14 protein-coding genes, 1 tRNA gene and 1 pseudogene are annotated in these 18469 nt (G+C 58.7%); 6 read left to right on the top strand and 10 right to left on the bottom strand.

Features of this window, described 5'->3' with window-relative positions; genetic code table 11:
* Positions 1-407: 407 nt before the first annotated feature.
* Positions 408-1427, bottom strand: a complete 1020-nt coding sequence (locus tag JFU48_RS23345; protein WP_003224413.1) for an AraC family transcriptional regulator — start codon at positions 1425-1427, stop codon at positions 408-410.
* 90 nt (positions 1428-1517) lie between these two features.
* Complete coding sequence (locus JFU48_RS23340) at positions 1518-2213, bottom strand: SDR family NAD(P)-dependent oxidoreductase (RefSeq protein WP_201137810.1); 696 nt, start codon at positions 2211-2213, stop codon at positions 1518-1520.
* Between the two features lie 350 nt (positions 2214-2563).
* On the opposite strand from JFU48_RS23340, the pseudogene JFU48_RS23335 reads away from it, so the two are divergent.
* From JFU48_RS23335 to JFU48_RS23325, 3 genes and pseudogenes are all read left to right on the top strand, one after another.
* Positions 2564-4069, top strand: a pseudogene (locus JFU48_RS23335) (sensor domain-containing diguanylate cyclase).
* Between the two features lie 298 nt (positions 4070-4367).
* The gene (locus JFU48_RS23330; protein ID WP_201137809.1) at positions 4368-4808 is read left to right on the top strand and encodes a hypothetical protein; all 441 of its coding nucleotides are present in this window, start codon (positions 4368-4370) and stop codon (positions 4806-4808) included.
* Positions 4809-5642: 834 nt separating this feature from the next.
* Complete coding sequence (locus JFU48_RS23325; protein ID WP_446739785.1) at positions 5643-9044, top strand: Ice nucleation protein; 3402 nt, start codon at positions 5643-5645, stop codon at positions 9042-9044.
* Positions 9045-9150: 106 nt separating this feature from the next.
* Here JFU48_RS23325 and JFU48_RS23320 read toward each other — a convergent pair whose 3' ends face one another.
* Together JFU48_RS23320 and JFU48_RS23315 are read right to left on the bottom strand one after the other, a co-directional pair.
* Positions 9151-9612, bottom strand: a complete 462-nt coding sequence (locus JFU48_RS23320; protein ID WP_003224420.1) for a hypothetical protein — start codon at positions 9610-9612, stop codon at positions 9151-9153.
* 146 nt (positions 9613-9758) lie between these two features.
* Positions 9759-10283 (bottom strand): GAF domain-containing protein, encoded by a 525-nt coding sequence (locus tag JFU48_RS23315; RefSeq protein ID WP_003224422.1) that lies wholly within the window; start codon positions 10281-10283, stop codon positions 9759-9761.
* Positions 10284-10500: 217 nt separating this feature from the next.
* Here JFU48_RS23315 and JFU48_RS23310 point away from each other — a divergent pair, with 217 nt between their 5' ends.
* A complete protein-coding gene (locus JFU48_RS23310; RefSeq protein ID WP_003224423.1) occupies positions 10501-10731 on the top strand; it encodes a hypothetical protein in 231 nt (76 codons plus the stop codon).
* 115 nt (positions 10732-10846) lie between these two features.
* On the opposite strand, the gene JFU48_RS23305 is transcribed toward JFU48_RS23310, so the two are convergent.
* Positions 10847-10934, bottom strand: a tRNA-Ser gene (locus JFU48_RS23305).
* A gap of 122 nt (positions 10935-11056) precedes the next feature.
* On the opposite strand from JFU48_RS23305, the gene JFU48_RS23300 reads away from it, so the two are divergent.
* Positions 11057-11728, top strand: a complete 672-nt coding sequence (locus tag JFU48_RS23300) for a Bax inhibitor-1/YccA family protein (RefSeq protein ID WP_003224442.1) — start codon at positions 11057-11059, stop codon at positions 11726-11728.
* Positions 11729-11800: 72 nt separating this feature from the next.
* Here JFU48_RS23300 and JFU48_RS23295 read toward each other — a convergent pair whose 3' ends face one another.
* A complete protein-coding gene (locus tag JFU48_RS23295) occupies positions 11801-12127 on the bottom strand; it encodes a YceK/YidQ family lipoprotein (protein WP_201137807.1) in 327 nt (108 codons plus the stop codon).
* 58 nt (positions 12128-12185) lie between these two features.
* On the bottom strand, positions 12186-12623 hold the full coding sequence (locus JFU48_RS23290; RefSeq protein WP_201137806.1) for an Lrp/AsnC family transcriptional regulator: 438 nt from the start codon (positions 12621-12623) through the stop codon (positions 12186-12188).
* Between the two features lie 150 nt (positions 12624-12773).
* On the opposite strand from JFU48_RS23290, the gene JFU48_RS23285 reads away from it, so the two are divergent.
* Positions 12774-13670: a DMT family transporter gene (locus tag JFU48_RS23285; protein ID WP_201137805.1), complete on the top strand. Its 897-nt coding sequence runs from the start codon at positions 12774-12776 to the stop codon at positions 13668-13670.
* On the opposite strand, the gene JFU48_RS23280 is transcribed toward JFU48_RS23285, so the two are convergent.
* The 3 genes from JFU48_RS23280 to JFU48_RS23270 all read right to left on the bottom strand — a co-directional run bounded on the left by JFU48_RS23280 (position 13657) and on the right by JFU48_RS23270 (position 18338).
* Positions 13657-15546 (bottom strand): acyltransferase family protein, encoded by a 1890-nt coding sequence (locus tag JFU48_RS23280; protein ID WP_201137804.1) that lies wholly within the window; start codon positions 15544-15546, stop codon positions 13657-13659. The genes JFU48_RS23285 and JFU48_RS23280 overlap by 14 nt on opposite strands.
* A 79-nt stretch (positions 15547-15625) precedes the next feature.
* The gene (locus JFU48_RS23275; protein ID WP_177434786.1) at positions 15626-16666 is read right to left on the bottom strand and encodes an FUSC family protein; all 1041 of its coding nucleotides are present in this window, start codon (positions 16664-16666) and stop codon (positions 15626-15628) included.
* A gap of 46 nt (positions 16667-16712) precedes the next feature.
* Complete coding sequence (locus JFU48_RS23270; protein WP_201137803.1) at positions 16713-18338, bottom strand: NADP-dependent glyceraldehyde-3-phosphate dehydrogenase; 1626 nt, start codon at positions 18336-18338, stop codon at positions 16713-16715.
* Positions 18339-18469: the final 131 nt, after the last annotated feature.

The raw sequence follows: 18469 nt of genomic DNA, 5'->3' as shown, positions 1-18469 counted from the left end.
GAAGGCGGTGTGTCAGTCAGCATATGAATTGGCTGACACGGCCTCTTCGCGAGCAAGCCCGCTCCCACAGGTTTAATTGTGTGGTGTCAGGTCCACTGGCTCAGCGCAGGCTAATGTGGGAGCGGGCTTGCTCGCGAAGGCGGTGTGTTAGTCAGCATATAAAGTGCCTGACACGGCCTCTTCGCGAGCAAGCCCGCTCCCACAGGTTTAACTGGGTGGTGTCAGAACCACTGGCTCAGCGCAGGCTAATGTGGGAGCGGGCTTGCTCGCGAAAGCGGTGTGTCAGTCAGCATATGAATTGGCTGACGCGGCCTCTTCGCGAGCAAGCCCGCTCCCACAGGTTTAATTGGGTGGTGTCAGGTCCACTGGTTTAGCGCAGGCCAATCAAGCTATAGGCCAGTGACGCTTCATCGGGCCCGTAGCAACTTGCGGTAATCCACCGGCGAGATCCCGCGTGCCTGTCGGAAGGAGTGGCTGAAAGAACTGGCCTGCGAGTAACCCAGCATCAGGGCGATGTTCATGATGCTGGTCTCGGTCCGGCGCAGGTAATGGTCGGCCAGTTCCATGCGCATGGTTTCCAATACTTGATTGAAGTTTTCCCCTTCGGCCGCCAGTTTGCGCTGCAAGGTGCGCGGTGAAATCGCCAACTGCCGGGCCAGGCTTTTCAAGCTGAAATCGCCGGTCGGCAATTGTTCGGTGAGCAATGCACGCAAGCGATCGGTTACGGAAAATGCCGGGTACGTCAGACACAACTGCCAGTCGGCCTCCAGCAGCATGCTGCGATGCATGCGCGGGTCGGCGCCCTGGATTCGCGTCGAGAGTGTCGACTCGGCAAACACCAGTGCATTGCTCCCGGCCTCGAACTGCACCGGACAGCCAAAAAAGTCTTCGTACAGCGCCGGCTCGCCGACTGCCGGATGCATCATCCGGACCTCCAGCATCGGCTGGTTACTCGCGATCAACCAGCGGCCGAACGCTGCCCAGCCGACCATCAGGGCTTCCTGATGCAGGGCGCAGTAAGGCTCCAGTTCACTGATGCGCTGATCTTCGAGAGTCACGCGACCGTCGCCGATGACGATCCGGGTCTGGCTGGCAGGGCTGTCGTAAACGATCTTGCCGAAGCGCAGAATCATGTTCAGCGATTCGCCGAGCGTCGCGCTGGTCATCAGCACATAACCCAGCACACCGTAGGTGCCCGGGCGCACGGCGGTGCCGACCAACAGACCGAAATGCGGCAGGTTGCTGCTGAGCGCCGCCAGTTCCAGCAACGCACGCAGTTGGCGCATGGGAATGCGCACAATCGAGTCGGACAACTGCTCGCGTGAGAGTCCGGTCTGCTGCAACAGCCAATCGCCATCGCAGCCGTATTGTTCGGCGACATCGAGGACGTGGTTAACGAAAGCAGCGCTGGAAGTGGCGGGTCGCATGGGGGGAGGGGAAGTCCGGTAATCCGGTGATCTTGCTTTTCCGAAAGGTGAAGAAAGCGACGTCGCCAAGGCGCGCGGCGTCAATAGACCCTACATGCGCCCGATCACCGGAATGCCGGTGCCGGTGACGGCCGACGCTTGTTCCGAGATCAGAAACAGAATGACCGCCGCCAGTTGCGCCGGTGTCACCCAGCGCTGATGTTCGGCGTCGGGCATGGCCTCACGATTTTGCGGGGTGTCGAGAATGCTCGGCAGCACGGCATTGACCGTGATGCTCATGTCCTTGAGCTCTTCGGCGAGGCTTTCGGTCAGGCGCAGTACGCTGGATTTCGACGCAGCGTAAGCGCCCATGCCCAGCCCGGCTTTGGCCGCCATGCTCGCACCGATGTTGACGATGCGTCCTGCCGAGGATTGCAGCAGCAATGGCAGCAGGGCTTTGCTGGCATTCAATGCGGTTCGAAGGTTCAGCGAGTAGAGCCGATCCCAGGCCTCTATCGCACCGCCCAGCAACGGCTCCCACGCATAGCCGCCGGCGCCGTTGACCAGCGCATCGAGGCGACCGAAATAGCGATTGATCTGGTGGGCGACTTCCTGGCAATCGGCAAAGGAAGTCAGATCAATCCCGGACAGGACCAGTCGATTGTGCGAACTGGGCAGCGTAATCATCGCCCGATCGATCAGCACCAGATCTGCGCCCCGGGCTGCGGCCATGTCCGCCAGGGTCTCGCCGAGATTCCCCAGGGCGCCGGTAATCGCCACAACGCGCCGTGAGAGTGACTGAGTCATCAAGAGTCCTTTCCTTTTTAAGGGCGCATACTCTAATGATATCGGTGACCCGTGGCATGCTTTTGGATGTCAACTTGTTGTGCAAAAGTGCCAAAATTTTATGCCTGGCAAAACAGGCGAAAAGGGTCGTGAAACAGGCGTCAGAAAGTTGGCTTTGGGGTTGCGCAGCCCTGTCAAATCCTGAAAGCCTGGCGACGGTTTGGACTGGCATTCTTGTCGTGGTTTTTGCGCTACATAATCTATCCACCGCTGCTTGTATTCTTGTTCAAAACAAGGACAAATGGCCGCCGCCATTGCGTCGATCCACCAGTCGTTGAAACGGAAAACCGGACTTTCCCAAAGGTAGTAATGTGAAGCGTGATACCCACCTGGTTGTGCTTTTGTTGTTGGTGATCGGTTGTTCCCTCGCGTCACTGACGGTGTGGAAAGTGTTGGCCTCCCGAGAGCGGGCACTGGAGGAAGTCAACGTTCATGGCTTGAACCTGACCCAGGCGCTTGCGACTTACTCCGAAGGGATCGTCCGCCAAAGTTCGTTGCTGCTGCTTGGACTCGTCGAACGCCTGGAAACCGAAGGTAGCGGCCCTGCGCAGATCCAGCGTCTGAGCGCGCTGGTCAATCGTCAGGAGCCGCTGATGCCACAGCTCAGCGGCATCACCATCTACGACAATCAGGGCCGATGGTTGATGTCGTCCAACCGACCGATTCCGGCCGGGGCCAACAGCAGTGATCGTGTTTATTTCATCCATCACCGTGACGATCCAAGCCGCGAGACTTTTATCGGTCCGCCGATCCAGAGCCGCTCCAATCAGGAGTGGGTGATTACCGTCAGCCGCCGTTTCAATGATGCGCACGGCGAGTTTGCCGGGGTGGTGGCGGTGACCCTGGGCGTCGAAAACTTCCTGCGTCTGTTCGGCAAGATCGATGTGGGGCAGGAGGGCGCCATCGGCTTGTCCTACACCGACGGTACGTTGCTGGTGCGCTATCCCTTCCGTGAGCAGGACATGGGGCGCAACTTTTCCAAATCGCCGATCTATGAGAAGTATCTGGTCGATCGATCCGTCGGCACCGCGTCGTTTACTTCCAGCCTGGATGGCGTCGAGCGGCTCTATGCGTTCCGCAAGAGTGACCGGTTGCCGCTGATCACCACCGTCGCACTCGGCAAGCGCGAGGCCCTCGCTGCGTAGCGCATGGAAGCATGGCTCTCGGCAGTAGTCGTCATCGGGCTGCTGGGACTTACCGGGCTCATCGGCTGGTTCCTGATTCTGGATATCCGCAGGCGTACCAGGGCTGAAGATCAATTGCGCGGTACGCAGCAGCAATTGCTCGCATCCAATCGCCAGCTTGAGTTGCTGGCGATGAAGGACGCGCTGACTGGTCTGGCCAACCGGCGCTGCTTCGATGAAAGCCTCGCCATGGAAGCACGGCGCGCGCAGCGTGACGGCACGACGCTGGCGTTGCTGATGATCGATATCGACTACTTCAAACTGTTCAACGACTCATTCGGGCATGTCGCCGGCGATGCCTGCCTGCAGAAGGTCGGCAGAATCCTTGAGGGATGTGTACGGCGCCCGTCGGATCTGGTGGCACGTTACGGCGGCGAGGAGATGAGCGTGATCATGCCGGCCACCGACAGTGAGGGGGCCGCAGTGGTGGCTCAGTTGATCCTTGAGCGCTTGCAACAAGAGAACATCTCACATCCGTCCAGTCCGTTCGGACGGCTGAGTGTGAGTATCGGCATCGCTACGGCCACGGGGTCGCAACTGGAAAGCCTGCAAGGGTTGATCGAGGTCGCAGATCAGGCGTTGTACAACGCCAAGACGCTGGGGCGTGACCGGTTTGTGCAGGGACTCTGGTGATCTGCGTCGTTGCCGACCCGATGAACTCGTCGATCTGGATTTCGTCATGGTGCATGACTAAAACCGTTGGTCAGCTTTCAATGCAACCTGACTGCCTAGCGACTACTTTTGTGGCTCGGTCGTTAAAGTGACAGGAGGTACCACACAGTATTTAAACGTTGATTCAGTTGGCCTCAATGACGTTGATTTCAGGAAGGATCTTGAATAAGGCGCGGTGCATCGCTCTGGCGAATGTGTATCCAGACTCCCGGTCTGTAACGCAGTGCCCGCCACCTTTTGCTTGTTAAGGAGAACACAGATGGCAATCAGCCGAGTACCCGAAACATCCGACAAAAGCGCGCTCGTCGAAGCAGAGGTATACCGTTGGTACAACCTCTTTTTCCCGTGGTCACGCGGTGTGGCTTCGCAATCCGAAGGCGCCATCAAACCCTTGTACGATGCGCTGGCGAGCGACTTCCGAGTGGTGCTCACGGATGGTCAGATCATGGATCGGGCGGACTACTGGGAGCGACTTTGGGGGCTGTACGGGAAGCGTGTTGGCAGCCCCGAATCGCACATCATCAATCTTTCGATCACGCCTCTGCCGGGCGACCTGTTCCTTACGGTTTTCGATCTCGTCAAAGACGGAATCACCAAGAAAAAAGTCGATTCGGCGCTTATGCGTCTGGACCCCACATCGCCTTCGGGAATCTCGTGGGTTTATGTTCATGAAAGCGAGCATGAGAGTGTGGCTGCGTAGTGGCTGAGGACGCACTAGCCATTTTGATTTGCCGCCATCCAGATGCGCCTGGCAGAAACCACAAAGCCCTGATTATTCAGGGCTTTGTCGTATATAGATGATGTATGCGATGGGGTTTTACGTTAAGTATTTCTAATCATCGATGAAATCTACTTCGTTTTACTTCTTTTAAATATGGATCTGTCCAATCATGTCCTATGCCGCTTCGATAAGGCAATACGGCCCCTCTCTTCGCCTCGAGCCATAGGTTTCCGGGTTCTCAAGAGTTTCATGTTTAGTTCAAGGTCTGCGCAGTCGAATGCTTCTGTTAATTCGAGGGCTGTTACCTGCGTGGGTTTTGAGTAGGGAAATATATTATGGACGTTTGTCTCCAAAGGATTTTAGAGATTGAAGTTGTAAAGGTGTTGCAAAATGAAAACCGAAAAAGTGCTGGTCCTGAGAACATGCGCCAATAACATGGCCGACCATTGTGGTCTGATATGGCCCGTGTCAGGACCGGTGGAATGCAGGTTTTGGGAGCCGACGAGAAAACTTGAAAATGGGCTGGCTGGCTTGCTTTGGGGCCAAGGCACAAACGCCCATTTGAGCATGCAGGCGGATGCGCGATGGGTTGTGTGCGAAGTGGCGGTACGCGACTTGATATTTCTCGAGGACGACGAAGGCGTCAAGTTTTGCCGTGCAGAAGTCGTTCACGTGGGGACGCGAAATAGCGCATTGGATTACATCGCCGATAATGCGGCTGATTATGAAGCGTCGACGAAGAACTTGATTGAGACTTTTGAATTTCCTGAAGTGCAATCCGAGACAATCGAGACACTTCCCGGGCTCCCGGTTATTGCTGGCAGTCTTCCCGATGTCATCAGTCACCGTACAACTGTAAGGGCCACGCAAAAACTCGAAACAGCGGTTTATGGCAGTACGCTCACTGGCGCCAGTCAGAGCCAGCTCATTGCAGGCTACGGCAGCACTGAAACCGCCGGCGATAGCAGCACGCTTATTGCGGGATACGGCAGTACCGGGACTTCGGGGTCCGACAGTTCGATCATTGCAGGTTATGGCAGTACACAAACCGCCGGAGATGAAAGCTCGCTGATGGCGGGTTACGGCAGCACACAAACAGCCAAGGCAGGTAGCGATCTCACCGCTGGCTACGGCAGCACCGGCACCGCCGGCTCCGACAGTTCACTGATTGCCGGCTATGGCAGTACGCAAACTGCCGGTGGCGAAAGCTCTCTGACCGCTGGTTACGGCAGTACGCAAACGGCTCAGGTGGGTAGCGATCTCACCGCCGGTTATGGCAGCACCGGCACCGCTGGCTCCGACAGTTCACTGATCGCCGGCTATGGCAGCACCCAGACTGCCGGCGGAGAAAGCTCCCTGACTGCCGGTTATGGCAGTACGCAAACCGCCCAGGAGGGCAGTGATCTCACCGCCGGCTACGGCAGCACAAGTACCGCAGGTTCGGACAGTTCGCTCATAGCTGGCTATGGCAGTACACAGACTGCCGGTGGCGAAAGTTCTTTGACCGCTGGTTACGGCAGTACGCAAACGGCTCAGATCGGCAGTGATCTCACCGCCGGCTACGGCAGCACCAGCACCGCCGGCTCCGACAGTTCGCTGATAGCGGGTTACGGCAGCACGCAGACGGCCGGCGGAGAAAGCTCCCTGACCGCCGGTTATGGCAGCACTCAGACAGCCCAAGAGGGCAGTGATCTCACCGCCGGTTACGGCAGCACAAGTACCGCAGGTTCGGACAGTTCGCTGATTGCCGGCTACGGCAGCACGCAAACGGCTGGCGGAGAAAGCTCGCTGACCGCGGGTTATGGCAGCACTCAGACAGCCCAAGAAGGCAGTGATCTCACCGCCGGTTACGGCAGCACCAGCACCGCCGGCTCCGACAGTTCACTGATCGCGGGCTACGGCAGCACCCAGACTGCGGGGCAGGAAAGCTCGCTGACCGCCGGTTATGGCAGTACGCAAACCGCGCAGATCGGCAGTGATCTCACCGCAGGCTACGGCAGCACGGGCACCGCCGGCTCCGACAGTTCACTGATCGCAGGCTACGGCAGCACGCAGACTGCTGGGCAGGAAAGCTCGCTGACCGCGGGTTACGGCAGTACGCAAACTGCCCAGGAAGGCAGTGACCTCACCGCCGGTTACGGCAGCACGGCCACCACTGGCCCCGGCAGCATGGTGACTGCCGGTTACGGCAGCTCGCAAACCGCCGGTCACGGAAGTGCGCTGATTGCAGGCTATGGCAGCACCCAGACTGCCGGTTACAAAAGCATTCTGACCTCGGGTTATGGCAGCACTCAGACCGCCCAGGAAAGCAGTGACCTGATTGCAGGCTACGGCAGTACCGAAACTGCTGGTTACGACAGCTCGTTGATCGCCGGTTACGGCAGTACGCAAACTGCCGGACACGGCAGCATCCTGACTGCCGGATACGGCAGTACCCAGACCGCACAGGAAGGCAGTTCGCTCACAGCCGGTTATGGCAGCACGAGCACCGCCGGCCCTGACAGTTCGCTGATCGCGGGTTATGGAAGCACACAGACCGCAGGACACGAAAGCACCCTGACCGCGGGCTACGGGAGTACCCAGACTGCTCAGGAAGACAGTTCACTTACTGCGGGATATGGCAGTACCTCGACCGCTGGATTCAACAGTTCGTTGATCGCAGGTTATGGCAGCACTCAAACAACGGGATATGAAAGCACCCTGACTGCCGGATACGGCAGCACGCAAACCGCGCAGGACAATAGCTCACTGACCACTGGCTACGGCAGTACGTCGACGGCGGGCTATCAAAGCTCGTTGATTGCCGGTTACGGCAGCACCCAGACCGCAGGCTACGAATCCACGTTGACGGCGGGTTACGGCAGTTGCCAGACAGCTCAGGAGCAAAGCTGGTTAACGACCGGCTACGGCAGTACCTCGACCGCTGGCTACGAAAGCACACTGATCGCCGGTTATGGCAGTACGCAAACTGCAGGCTACGGCAGCACCCTTACCGCCGGCTACGGCAGTACGCAGACCGCCCAGGAACAAAGTTCGCTGACCACCGGTTATGGCAGCACTTCAACGGCAGGCTACAGCAGCACGTTGGTTGCCGGTTATGGCAGCACGCAAACCGCCGGCTTCAATAGCAGCCTGACGGCAGGTTATGGCAGCACTTCGACCGCAGGGTACGAGAGCACCCTGATCGCCGGATATGGCAGCACCCAGACCGCGGGGTACGACAGTATCCTGACGGCGGGGTATGGCAGCACGCTCACTGCACTCGACAGCAGTACCCTGACCGCAGGCTACGGCAGTACGGAAATCGCAGGATTTGGCAGTTCGCTGATGGCCGGCTACGGCAGTTCGCAGACTGCCGGTTACGAGAGCACGCTGACGGCGGGTTATGGCAGCACCCAGATGGCGGCGCGCGACAGCACACTCACCGCCGGGTATGGCAGCACCGGGGTTGCAGGGCAAGACAGCTCGCTGATCGCTGGCTACGGCAGCAGTTTGACCAGTGGCGTTCGCAGCTTTTTGACCGCCGGTTACGGCAGCACGCTGATCAGTGGACTGCACAGTGTCCTGACTGCCGGGTATGGCAGCAGCCTGACCTCCGGAATGCGCAGCAGCTTGACGGCCGGATATGGCAGCAACCAGATTGCCAGCCACAAGAGTTCCCTGATCGCGGGCCATGAAAGCACGCAGATTGCCGGGCATAAAAGCATGTTGATCGCCGGCAAGGGCAGCTCGCAAACAGCGGGTTCTCGCAGCACGTTGATCGCCGGTGCCAACAGCATCCAGATGGCGGGCGATCGCAGCAAGCTGACTGCCGGTGCCGACAGCACCCAGACAGCCGGCGACCGCAGCAAACTCCTCGCCGGCAGCAACAGTTACCTGACGGCTGGCGATCGCAGCAAACTCACCGCCGGTGACGATTGTGTGCTGATGGCAGGAGATCGCAGCAAGCTGACCGCCGGCAAAAACTGCGTGTTGACCGCTGGTGCCGACAGCCGACTCATCGGCAGCCTCGGCTCAACGCTTTCAGGCGGGGAGAATTCAACCCTGGTTTTCCGCTCCTGGGATGGCAAGCGCTACACCAACGTGGTCGTCAAGACCGGGATCGACGGAGTAGAGGCTGACGTTCCGTATCAGATTGACGAGGACAGCAATGTACTGGTCAGGGCTGAGGACAACGATGAAGGCGGGGTCGAGGCTTCGCGGATTCCAACATAAATCCTGCTAGGTTGCGGGCGTGAAGATGTCAGGCCTTTGGGTGATAAAGGGCCCGCTTTAGGCGGGCCATGACTTTTCGTACATATACTGGCTGGCAGCAGGACGTTCAGTGCACCACTGACGGCTGGGTAGCGACCGAGACGGTGAAGATCACCACGAACAGCCCGACGAGTACCCAGAACACCACCACGACTGTCAGCATGACGGCCCTCAAGGTTCGGTAAAGCCAGCGCAACCAATGGCCTTCCGGTTTTGCTTCTGCGCGGGTTCTGAGCACGCCTTTCAAATAGAAGCCGATGAGGGCTAGCAGCGTGCCGTCAATCAACAGCGCAGGTAGGCCGGCTTCTGGGAAAATGCTGTCCCATCGATAGAAAGACGACCGGCTCAAGAACACTACATAACAAGTGAGGCCACCGTAGGGGATGGCTCTCCACCATTTACCGGCCAGTGCTCCAACCATCAGGCACATGACTACCATAAACGGGTTGAGGAGAATATCGACCATCCATTCCATGACGTTGGGGAAGTAGCCCGGTGAATGGATGCTCCGCCAGATGTGTTCCAACATTGTTCAGATTCCTGCCTTCCTTGGAGTAAGTGCTGCTGCCGTGATTCGGTGTCCCTGCACGGTATCGGCATCTTGTCAGTTTACACACGCGACAAATGAAACAGCCCTGAATATTCAGGGCTGTTTTTTAGTTATTCGCTAACGCCTTAGCCGTCCTTGCTGTAGCCGCTGCCGGCCTCTGTCAGATTCGAATAGAAGATGCAGCCGATCAGTCTCGCGAACAGGCCTAACGTGTCCGCCAGATCCGGGTCGTCGAAAATGACGGCCCTCGAGTCCAGTGCACACAACGCGCCCCAAAGTTGTCCGTCAGGAAGAAAAATAGGCGCCCCTGCGTAGCTTTCAATCAAATATTGCTTCACCACAGGACGTGTCGAAAACCTGCCGTCGCGACTTATTTGTGGCACGAAGAGCACTTGCGGGTCTCTGCGAAACTCACTGCAAAGTGTGGTCTCGAGTTCCAAGGTGTCGCCGGTGTTGATCCCAAGCTCGATCGGATCGTAGGCGGAACAGACTATCCAGTCCGTCTCGGTGAATTTTGCGATCGCCGCGAACCGCGTTCCGGTCATGCGTGTGACGAGCTGCAGAATATTGGTTGTAGCTTCAATTTCAGCGATAGAGGAACGTTCCTCTGCGCTTAGCAACGCTCTATGAATGGTCTCACTGAGAGGCATGCATTGTTCTCCGGTAATGAATGATCGAGCTGGCGACTGCTAAACGCGCTTGAAACTGCCCATTTTGATTCTAAACATAACGGAGTCGTTCACTTGAAAGGTTCCTGATGGCTGCCATAGCGAAGGTTCATTGGTGTCAGGCTTGAGGCGCCGTTATCGGCGGCGTAGCCTTGATCACACAATTTGTTGAATCTCGCATTGAATGCAGGGTGAGGAAGTGGAAGGCGTAGTGTTGAACGAAAAGATGCGGCGTGAAGCTGATCGGCTTCTGGCGCAGATTGTCCGGGCAGACTCGATGATCATCGCGGTGAAGGCGGGGGCTCGCGCAGATGGCTTCGTGCTTGGGTTGGAAACCAGTGGGGTTTTGCGTGCCGGCGATGCTGAAAAGCTGTACGTCATTTTTGAAGCGGCGTTGGTAGAGCGTCTGAAAACGCTTTCACGCCCTTGAACGGCCCGTCAGCTTCAGCTTGAAGTGAAGGAGGCAGCGCCCGGATCAACGCACACATTTTAGAGTGCCAGAAACGACAAAGCCCTGAATAATCAGGGCTTTGTCGTACATAAGATGGCGGAGGCGATGGGATTCGAACTCATGGACCTGTTACAGTCGACGGTTTTCAAGACCGTTGCCTTAAACCACTCGGCCACACCTCCGTTGCGTTGCGGGCGCCATAATACCTGAATGAAACACACTGTCAAACTCTGTGCATGGCTTGTTACAGAGCGTCTGTTATGATCTTTGCGACTGAACGTTTCAAACCAACAGGAGTGTCGCCATGCGCGAACAGGATTACGCAGTTCACAACAGCGTGCAGGCTGAGCAGCTAGAGGTTAGCCGCGTCCTGCGCAACACTTACGGCTTACTGGCGCTCACCCTCGCATTCAGCGGTGTGATGGCTTTCGTGGCTCAGCAGATGCGCGTCGGCTACCCGAATATTTTCGTGGTGCTGATCGGCTTTTACGGGCTGTTCTTCCTTACCAACAAACTCCGTGATTCCGCTTGGGGCCTGGTGTCTGCATTTGCGCTGACCGGTTTCATGGGTTTCCTGCTTGGCCCGATCCTCAACCGTTACCTGGGCATGCAGGGCGGCGCTGAAGTGGTCAGCTCGGCATTTGCGATGACTGCGCTGGTGTTTGGTGGTCTGTCGGCCTACGTGCTGATCACCCGCAAGGACATGAGCTTCCTCGGTGGTTTCATCACCGCCGGTTTCTTCGTGTTGCTGGGTGCAACGCTGGCGGGCATGTTCTTCCAGATCAGCGGTTTGCAACTGGCGATCAGCGCCGGCTTCGTGCTGTTCTCGTCGGTCTGCATTCTGTTCCAGACCAGCGCGATCATCCACGGTGGCGAGCGCAACTACATCATGGCGACCATCAGCCTGTATGTATCGATCTACAACCTGTTCATCAGCTTGTTGCAGATCTTCGGCATCATGAGCCGCGACGACTGATCGCTGTTTTTGAATCAACAAAAAACCCGCTTCGGCGGGTTTTTTGTTGTCTGGGGAAAAGCGCAAACCGGATCAGTTGATGACAATGCTGCCATCGGCCTGTTGCTTGTAAATGGTGTAGGGCAGCAGAAATGTATCCAGCACACCCGAAACTGCCGCATCGACCACCAGGCCAAAGGAGGCGTTGTTGTAATTGAACGCGTCGACGTCATCCGGCTTTTCGGCGTGCAGCATGCAGAAGTCGTAGGTCACACCGCTGTAAATGCGCGGTACAGCGCCGCAGTAGCTTTTCTGGGTTTTCAGTTGATCCACGGAAGCCTTGTCACTGAGCGCAACGGTCTGCACCGTTCCGCACCCGGTAAGCATCAATGCCGCCAGCATCACTGCCTGAATTCTCATTACCGCCAATCCTTCGTCGGAAAAACTTCAATCTACGCCGAGCATGCCGAAAAAGCACTCACGCCATCGGTGGCAAGCGGCGTTTGACCGGGGTTTTCTTGACGATCGCGGTATTGGTTTCGGCCAGCGTATTGAGACGGTCGAGCAAAGTGTCCAACTGTTCCATCGAGCGCACGTGCAAGCGGGCGATGAAGCAGTCCTCGCCTGTCACCTTGTCGCACTCGGTGAACTCGGGGATCGCCATGATCTGCCGTTCAACCTCTTGCAATTGGCCTGGGAGTGGCCGCACCCGGACGATGGCCTGGAGTTGATAGCCGAAGCATTTGGGGTCGATCTCGACGGTATAGCCCTTGAGCACGCCGCGTTCCTCGAGGCGGCGCAAGCGTTCGGCCACACTAGGTGACGACAGGCCACTGATCTGCGCCAACGCCTTGAGCGAGCGGCGTGAATCCTCCATCAGGGCACTGATCAGCATCTGGTCGATGTCGTCGGTCATGGTGCAACTCCCACATTAGGCAATTACCGCTATCCACCCGCGATAAAAAAGGCAGAAACCGAGTTTAGCCTGCTTTTTGCGCTGGAGGCACGCGGTGTCGGCTTGGCATACTTTTGCCACGCTTTCGTCAAATGCCAACGGAGATTAATGATGGACACAACAACCCGTCGCGGCTCGTTGGAGATGACCGCCGCGATGCTGATTTCCGGAACCATCGGCTGGTTCGTGCTGGTGTCCGGGCAGCCGGTGCTGGACGTGGTGTTCTGGCGTTGCGTGTTCGGCGCCGGCACCTTGTTGTTGATTTGCGCAGCGTTCGGCTTCTTGCGTCCGGGTATTCTGACCCGCACCACGTTCCTCCTCGCGGTACTCAGCGGTGTGGCGATTGTCGGCAACTGGGTGTTGTTGTTTGGCTCGTATTCCCGGGCCTCGATTGCCATCGGGACGGCGGTCTATAACGTGCAGCCGTTCATGCTGGTCGGCTTGGCGGCGTTGTTTCTCGGCGAGAAAATCACCCTGCAGAAACTGTTCTGGCTGGCGATTTCCTTTCTCGGCATGTTGGCGATCGTCAGCGCCCATGGCGGGCAGGGTGAGGGCGGTGGCGAGTATCTGCTGGGGATTGCGCTGGCATTGGGCGCGGCGTTGCTCTACGCGATAGCGGCGCTGATCATCAAGCGTTTGACCGGCACACCGCCGCATCTGATCGCCCTGATCCAGGTCTGCACCGGGGGGCTGCTGCTCGCGCCGTTCGCGCACTTCAACGGCCTGCCGCAAACCAGCGGAGCATGGGCCAGTCTGGTGACGCTGGGCATTGTCCACACGGGCCTGATGTATGTCCTGCTGTACGGTGCGATCCAGAAACTGCCAACGGCACTGACCGGCGCGCTGTCCTTCATCTACCCGATTGCGGCGATTTTCGTCGACTGGTTCGCCTTCGGCCATCGCCTGGAAACCCTGCAATGGCTCGGTGTAGCGGCAATTCTGCTGGCCGCCGCCGGCATGCAGCAGGGCTGGGGCCTGAAAACCCGGCGTCAGCTCAAATCGGTTTGATCAGATCCTTGAACAGGCCTTTTAGCTGCTGATTGCCGGCATCCACCAGATGATTGTCATCGAAGTACAACGGTACGCCGTCCCTGGACCCCATGCAGTTGCCGTTGGGGCACAGGTACGGCGTCGGGTCGATCACCGTCGCGTTGCAGCGGCTGGCGGCGGCTTCGATCGTCGCGATGGCGACGCGGTTGCGCTTCTCATATGTCTGTAATGGCAGGGAAATATCCGTGGTTTGCCGGAACAATCGCTGGTTCAGATTCAGGCCCTTGTAGACGCTGAAGGGCATTTCCGGGATCGGTTTGACGATATACACCGGATGGTTTTCAGCGATCGAGCACACCGTGTTGACGTACTCTTCGGTATAGGCGTCGGCAAACGAGGCCTGCCGCTCGGGAAAGGAAATCCGGTAGCTGTTTTCCCGACCCGAGTCCGCGTACAGCGCCGCGCGACTGAACAGCACCACAGGGATTCCGGAATATTCAGTTTTCAGTTGTTGCAGCTTTTCCCGATTGAAGCCCCGGCACTGGCTTTCGACGGTCTTGTCGTGCATGGCGAAGTGGGCCAGGGTCGGGCAACCGCCCCTGGCCCAGGACAGCGCCGCCTGCGGGTTTTCCATTTGCACCGCCGCTGCAGTCGATTGCGCATGACTGTCGCCATACAGAATCACCGAAACCTCGCCGGTACCCAGTTTGCAATCCGCCGCCCCGAATTCGTTCGGGTAGCACTCCTGCGGATACAGCTTGCTGGTGTATTCCGGCTGGCCGAGCTCGACCAGCGCCGGGCGCCAGTCGGGGTGGTCCTTGACCAGCGAAGACGTCACCGCCGACACGGCAACCACGCCCACTGTCAGCGACGCGAACTTGATCACCGTTCGTGTGGCGGTCGTACCGCTCTTCACCTTGGATTCAACCAGGTAGTAGGACAGGGCGCCCATTGCGAACGACGCGATCATTGCGCCGATCACGTGCGGCCAACTGTTCAACAGTCCGCACAGGTACAGCAGCACCACCAGCGGCCAATGCCACAGGTACACCGAGTAGGAAATGCTCCCGACAAATTGCAGCGCAGGATGGCTGCTGAACGCGGACCGGGTGTTGCCGTGAATCACCAGCATCGTCCCCAGTACCGGCACCAGTGCAAGGTAGCCCGGCCACACATCAGCTTCAGAGAAAAACAGCACGCTGATGCCAATCGCCAACAGTCCGAGCCCTTCACAAATCGCGCCGCCGCGCTGGCTGAGCCGCAGGGGAAACAGAAAGACCAGCCCGCCAGCGATCATTTCCCACGCACGGGTGGGCAACATGTAGAACGCAAACGTCGGGTTGAGGCGTGTCACAACGACGGACGCCGCGAGTGAAATCAGTGCCAGGGCGACCAGGGCCAAGCGGGTCTTGCCGGTACCGAAGAATCTGTGCAATCCCATGATCAACACGGGATAGAGCATGTAGAACTGCCACTCGACCGACAGCGACCAGGTGTGCAGCAGCCAGTTTTCATGCAGCGGCGCAGCGAAGTAATTGCCGCTTTGGGCGAAGCTGAAGTTCGAACTGAACAGCAGGCTGCTCTTGATCGTGCGGATGGTTTCGCGCAAATCGTCCAGCGGCAGATAGACGTAGCCAAAGACCAGCAACGCGACGCACAGGGTCAGCAAGGCAGGAATGATGCGTCGGGCGCGGGAGGCGTAGAAACCGAGGAGGGAAAAGTTCTGTTGTTGCACGCCATTGACGATGATGCCGGTCATCAGGAACCCGGAAATGACGAAGAACACGTCTACCCCGACGAATCCGCCCTCAAACCCTGGCACCTTGAAATGAAACAGCACGACCGCGAGCACAGCCAGCGCCCTGAGGGCGTTGATACTTTTCCTGAATTGCATTTATGCGTCCATGTCACATCCATTTTGCGGCGCATTGTAATGATGATGTCTGCTTTGTTACATGGATTTTTCCGCTGACTCAGATGTTCCAGCGCGGCGCGGTCATTGCCAGACGCTGACGCAACTCGCCGATGTTCGCCGCCAGTTGTCGGGTCAGCAAGCGGTAACCGTCCAGCGTGCTGTAGACCGGTGTGTCGAGGCTGGCGTCCGGTAGCTCCAGCGGGCGCGCCAGGCGTTGCGCCGCCCCGGACTTCAAGGCCCGGGCCATGCCGATCAGTTGCACGCGGATCACCCGGTGCTCGGCCCGCAGCGCCGATTGCAGGTGCGCCATGGCTTCAGGGTCGTTGGCATCGGGGCGGGTGTTGCCGAGAATTTCCAGGGTACTGACGCACATCCGCAGGTTGCGCTGAATCGCGTCCAGTTCGGTCATGGAAATCTTCACTTCCTTGGACACTGAAGGCATCAGCGAGCGCAGTTGCACCATAACCGTAGTCACCCGGCCCATCAGCTTCAGATGTTCATCGGCGCTGACCGGTTGGCCGCTGATGATTCGTCCGTACAACGTGGCGCAGTCGCGCAAGGCATCGGCCAGGTTGTAGCGCCACGAATACACCGCGTACAGCGGCAGGGCGAAGGAAAACGCCAGGGCCAGGGCGATGCCGATCAGGATGTCGACGCCGCGCCACAAGCCGTCGGTGATCGGGTTGTCGCCATGTCCGGCGACGATGAAGACGGTAATTGCCGAAAGCAGGGCGGTGTAACCGCCTTTGCCGATGGCGTGATAGGAGAAGAATCCGCAGACCACGGCCATCGCAAAGTAGGTCAGCCACGGCATGCCGAGCCATGCCTGTTGGGCCACCAGCAGCAGACCGACGCCGGCACCGATCAGGGTGCCGGTGGCGCGTTCGGCGGCTTTCTTGCCGATGTTGCCGTGGTGTTGCAGACCGCCGATCACCACCAGCATGGTCACCGAAGCCCACTCGCCGTGGGGCAGGTTGATGCCGGTGGTCAGCAGAATGGTCGCCAGCAGCCCCAGTGCTACCCGCACCGCGTGAATCACTCGGGCGTGCTGGTAGCGGCGGTAGGGGTCCAGCAACGGACGCAGGATTCGCCGCAGCAGCGGTGGCAGTCGGTGGGTGCTGAAGGTGCTCAGTGCAAAGTCCTCGTCAGAAGATGTAGTCGGTGGTCAGGAAGCTCGAATCGCGGCCGCGAATGATTTCGCTGATCAGATCCTTGTTGCTGTCCTGGAACTTGGTCGCCACCAGTGTGCGGATTGAAAACACCCGCAGCGCATCGTGTACCGACAGCGTGCCTTCGGCGGAGTTCTTGCGCCCGTTGAACGGGTAGGTGTCCGGGCCGCGCTGGCACTGGGCATTGAGGTTGATTCGCCCGACCTGGTTGGCGAAAGTGTCGACCAGTCGGCCAATTGCCACCGGGTTGGTGCCGAACAGGCTTAGTTGCTGGCCGAAATCCGACTCCAGCACGTAATCGATCACGGTATCGAGATGACGATACGGAACGATTGGCACCACCGGGCCGAATTGTTCTTCGTTGTACACGCGCATCTGCGGCGTCACCGGGTACAGCACGGCTGGGTAAAAGAACGACTCACGACTCTCGCCGCCGTTCGGGTTGACCACTTGTGCACCCTTGCTCTGCGCATCGGCCACCAGACCGTGCAGGTAGTCGACCTTGCCCGACTCCGGCAGCGGCGTCAGTGCCACGCCGCTGTCCCACGGCATGCCCGGCTTGAGCGTGGCGAGTTTGGCGTTGAATTTTTCGATGAAGGCGTCGACCACGTCCTCGTGCACAAACAGGATCTTCAGCGCGGTGCAGCGCTGGCCGTTGAACGACAGCGAACCGGTGACCGCTTCGCTGACTGCGTTGTCCAGATCGACTTCCGGCAAGACGATGCCGGGGTTCTTCGCATCCAGACCCAGCGCGGCGCGCAAACGGTGCGGTTTCGGGTGCAGTTTCTTCAGGTCGCTGGCGGCCTTGTTGGTGCCGATGAAGGCGAAGATGTCGATCTTGCCGCTGGCCATCAGCGCGCTGACCGTCTCGCGGCCGCTGCCGTAGATCACGTTGATCACGCCAGTCGGGAAACTGTCGCGGAACGCCTCGAGCAGGGGGCGGATCAGCAGCACGCCGAGCTTGGCCGGTTTGAACACCACGGTGTTGCCCATGATCAGCGCCGGAATCAGCGTGGTGAAGGTTTCGTTCAGCGGATAGTTGTAAGGGCCCATGCACAGTGCGGCGCCGAGCGGCACGCGGCGGATCTGGCCGAGGGTGTCCTGCTCCAGTTCGAAACGGCTGGAGCGGCGGTCGAGTTCCTTCAGCGCGTTGATGGTGTCGACGATGTAGTCGCAGGTGCGGTCGAACTCTTTTTCCGAGTCCTTGAGGTTCTTGCCGATCTCCCACATCAGCAGCTTGACCACGGCTTCGCGCTGCTGGCGCATACGCCCGAGGAACGCTTCGACGTGCTGGATCCGTTCGGCCACGCGCATGGTCGGCCACTGGCCCTGACCGCGATCGTAGGCGCGCACGGCGGCGTCGAGGGCGGTGAGGGCGGTGTCGGCGTCGAGCAGTGGCGTGCTGCCGAGGATCACTTGTTCATCGCCGCTTTCGCCATGGATATAGACCGGGCTACGCACTTGTGCGAGCGGGCCGTCCCAACGCCGCAGTTCGCCATCGACGAGGTATTCGCGTTGCTCGACCTGACCGTCGAGGCGGTATTTTTCCGGGATGTCGCTGACAGAAGGGAACAGATTGCCAAGGATGTTTGCTGTGGTCATGTCGCTACCCCGTGTTGATGTCCGTATACAGATCAAAAAGTCTTTACAGGTTATACGCCTGAATGCGCCGACATTTAAACCCGCCAATGTCACGCGAATGTCACGCAGAGAGGCGGAACAGAGCTCTGACT

The organism is Pseudomonas sp. TH49, from assembly GCF_016650625.1.
GTDB lineage: Bacteria > Pseudomonadota > Gammaproteobacteria > Pseudomonadales > Pseudomonadaceae > Aquipseudomonas > Aquipseudomonas fluorescens_H.
The sequence above is the reverse complement of the archived record's forward strand: the minus strand, read 5'-3'. Positions and strand labels throughout refer to the sequence as shown.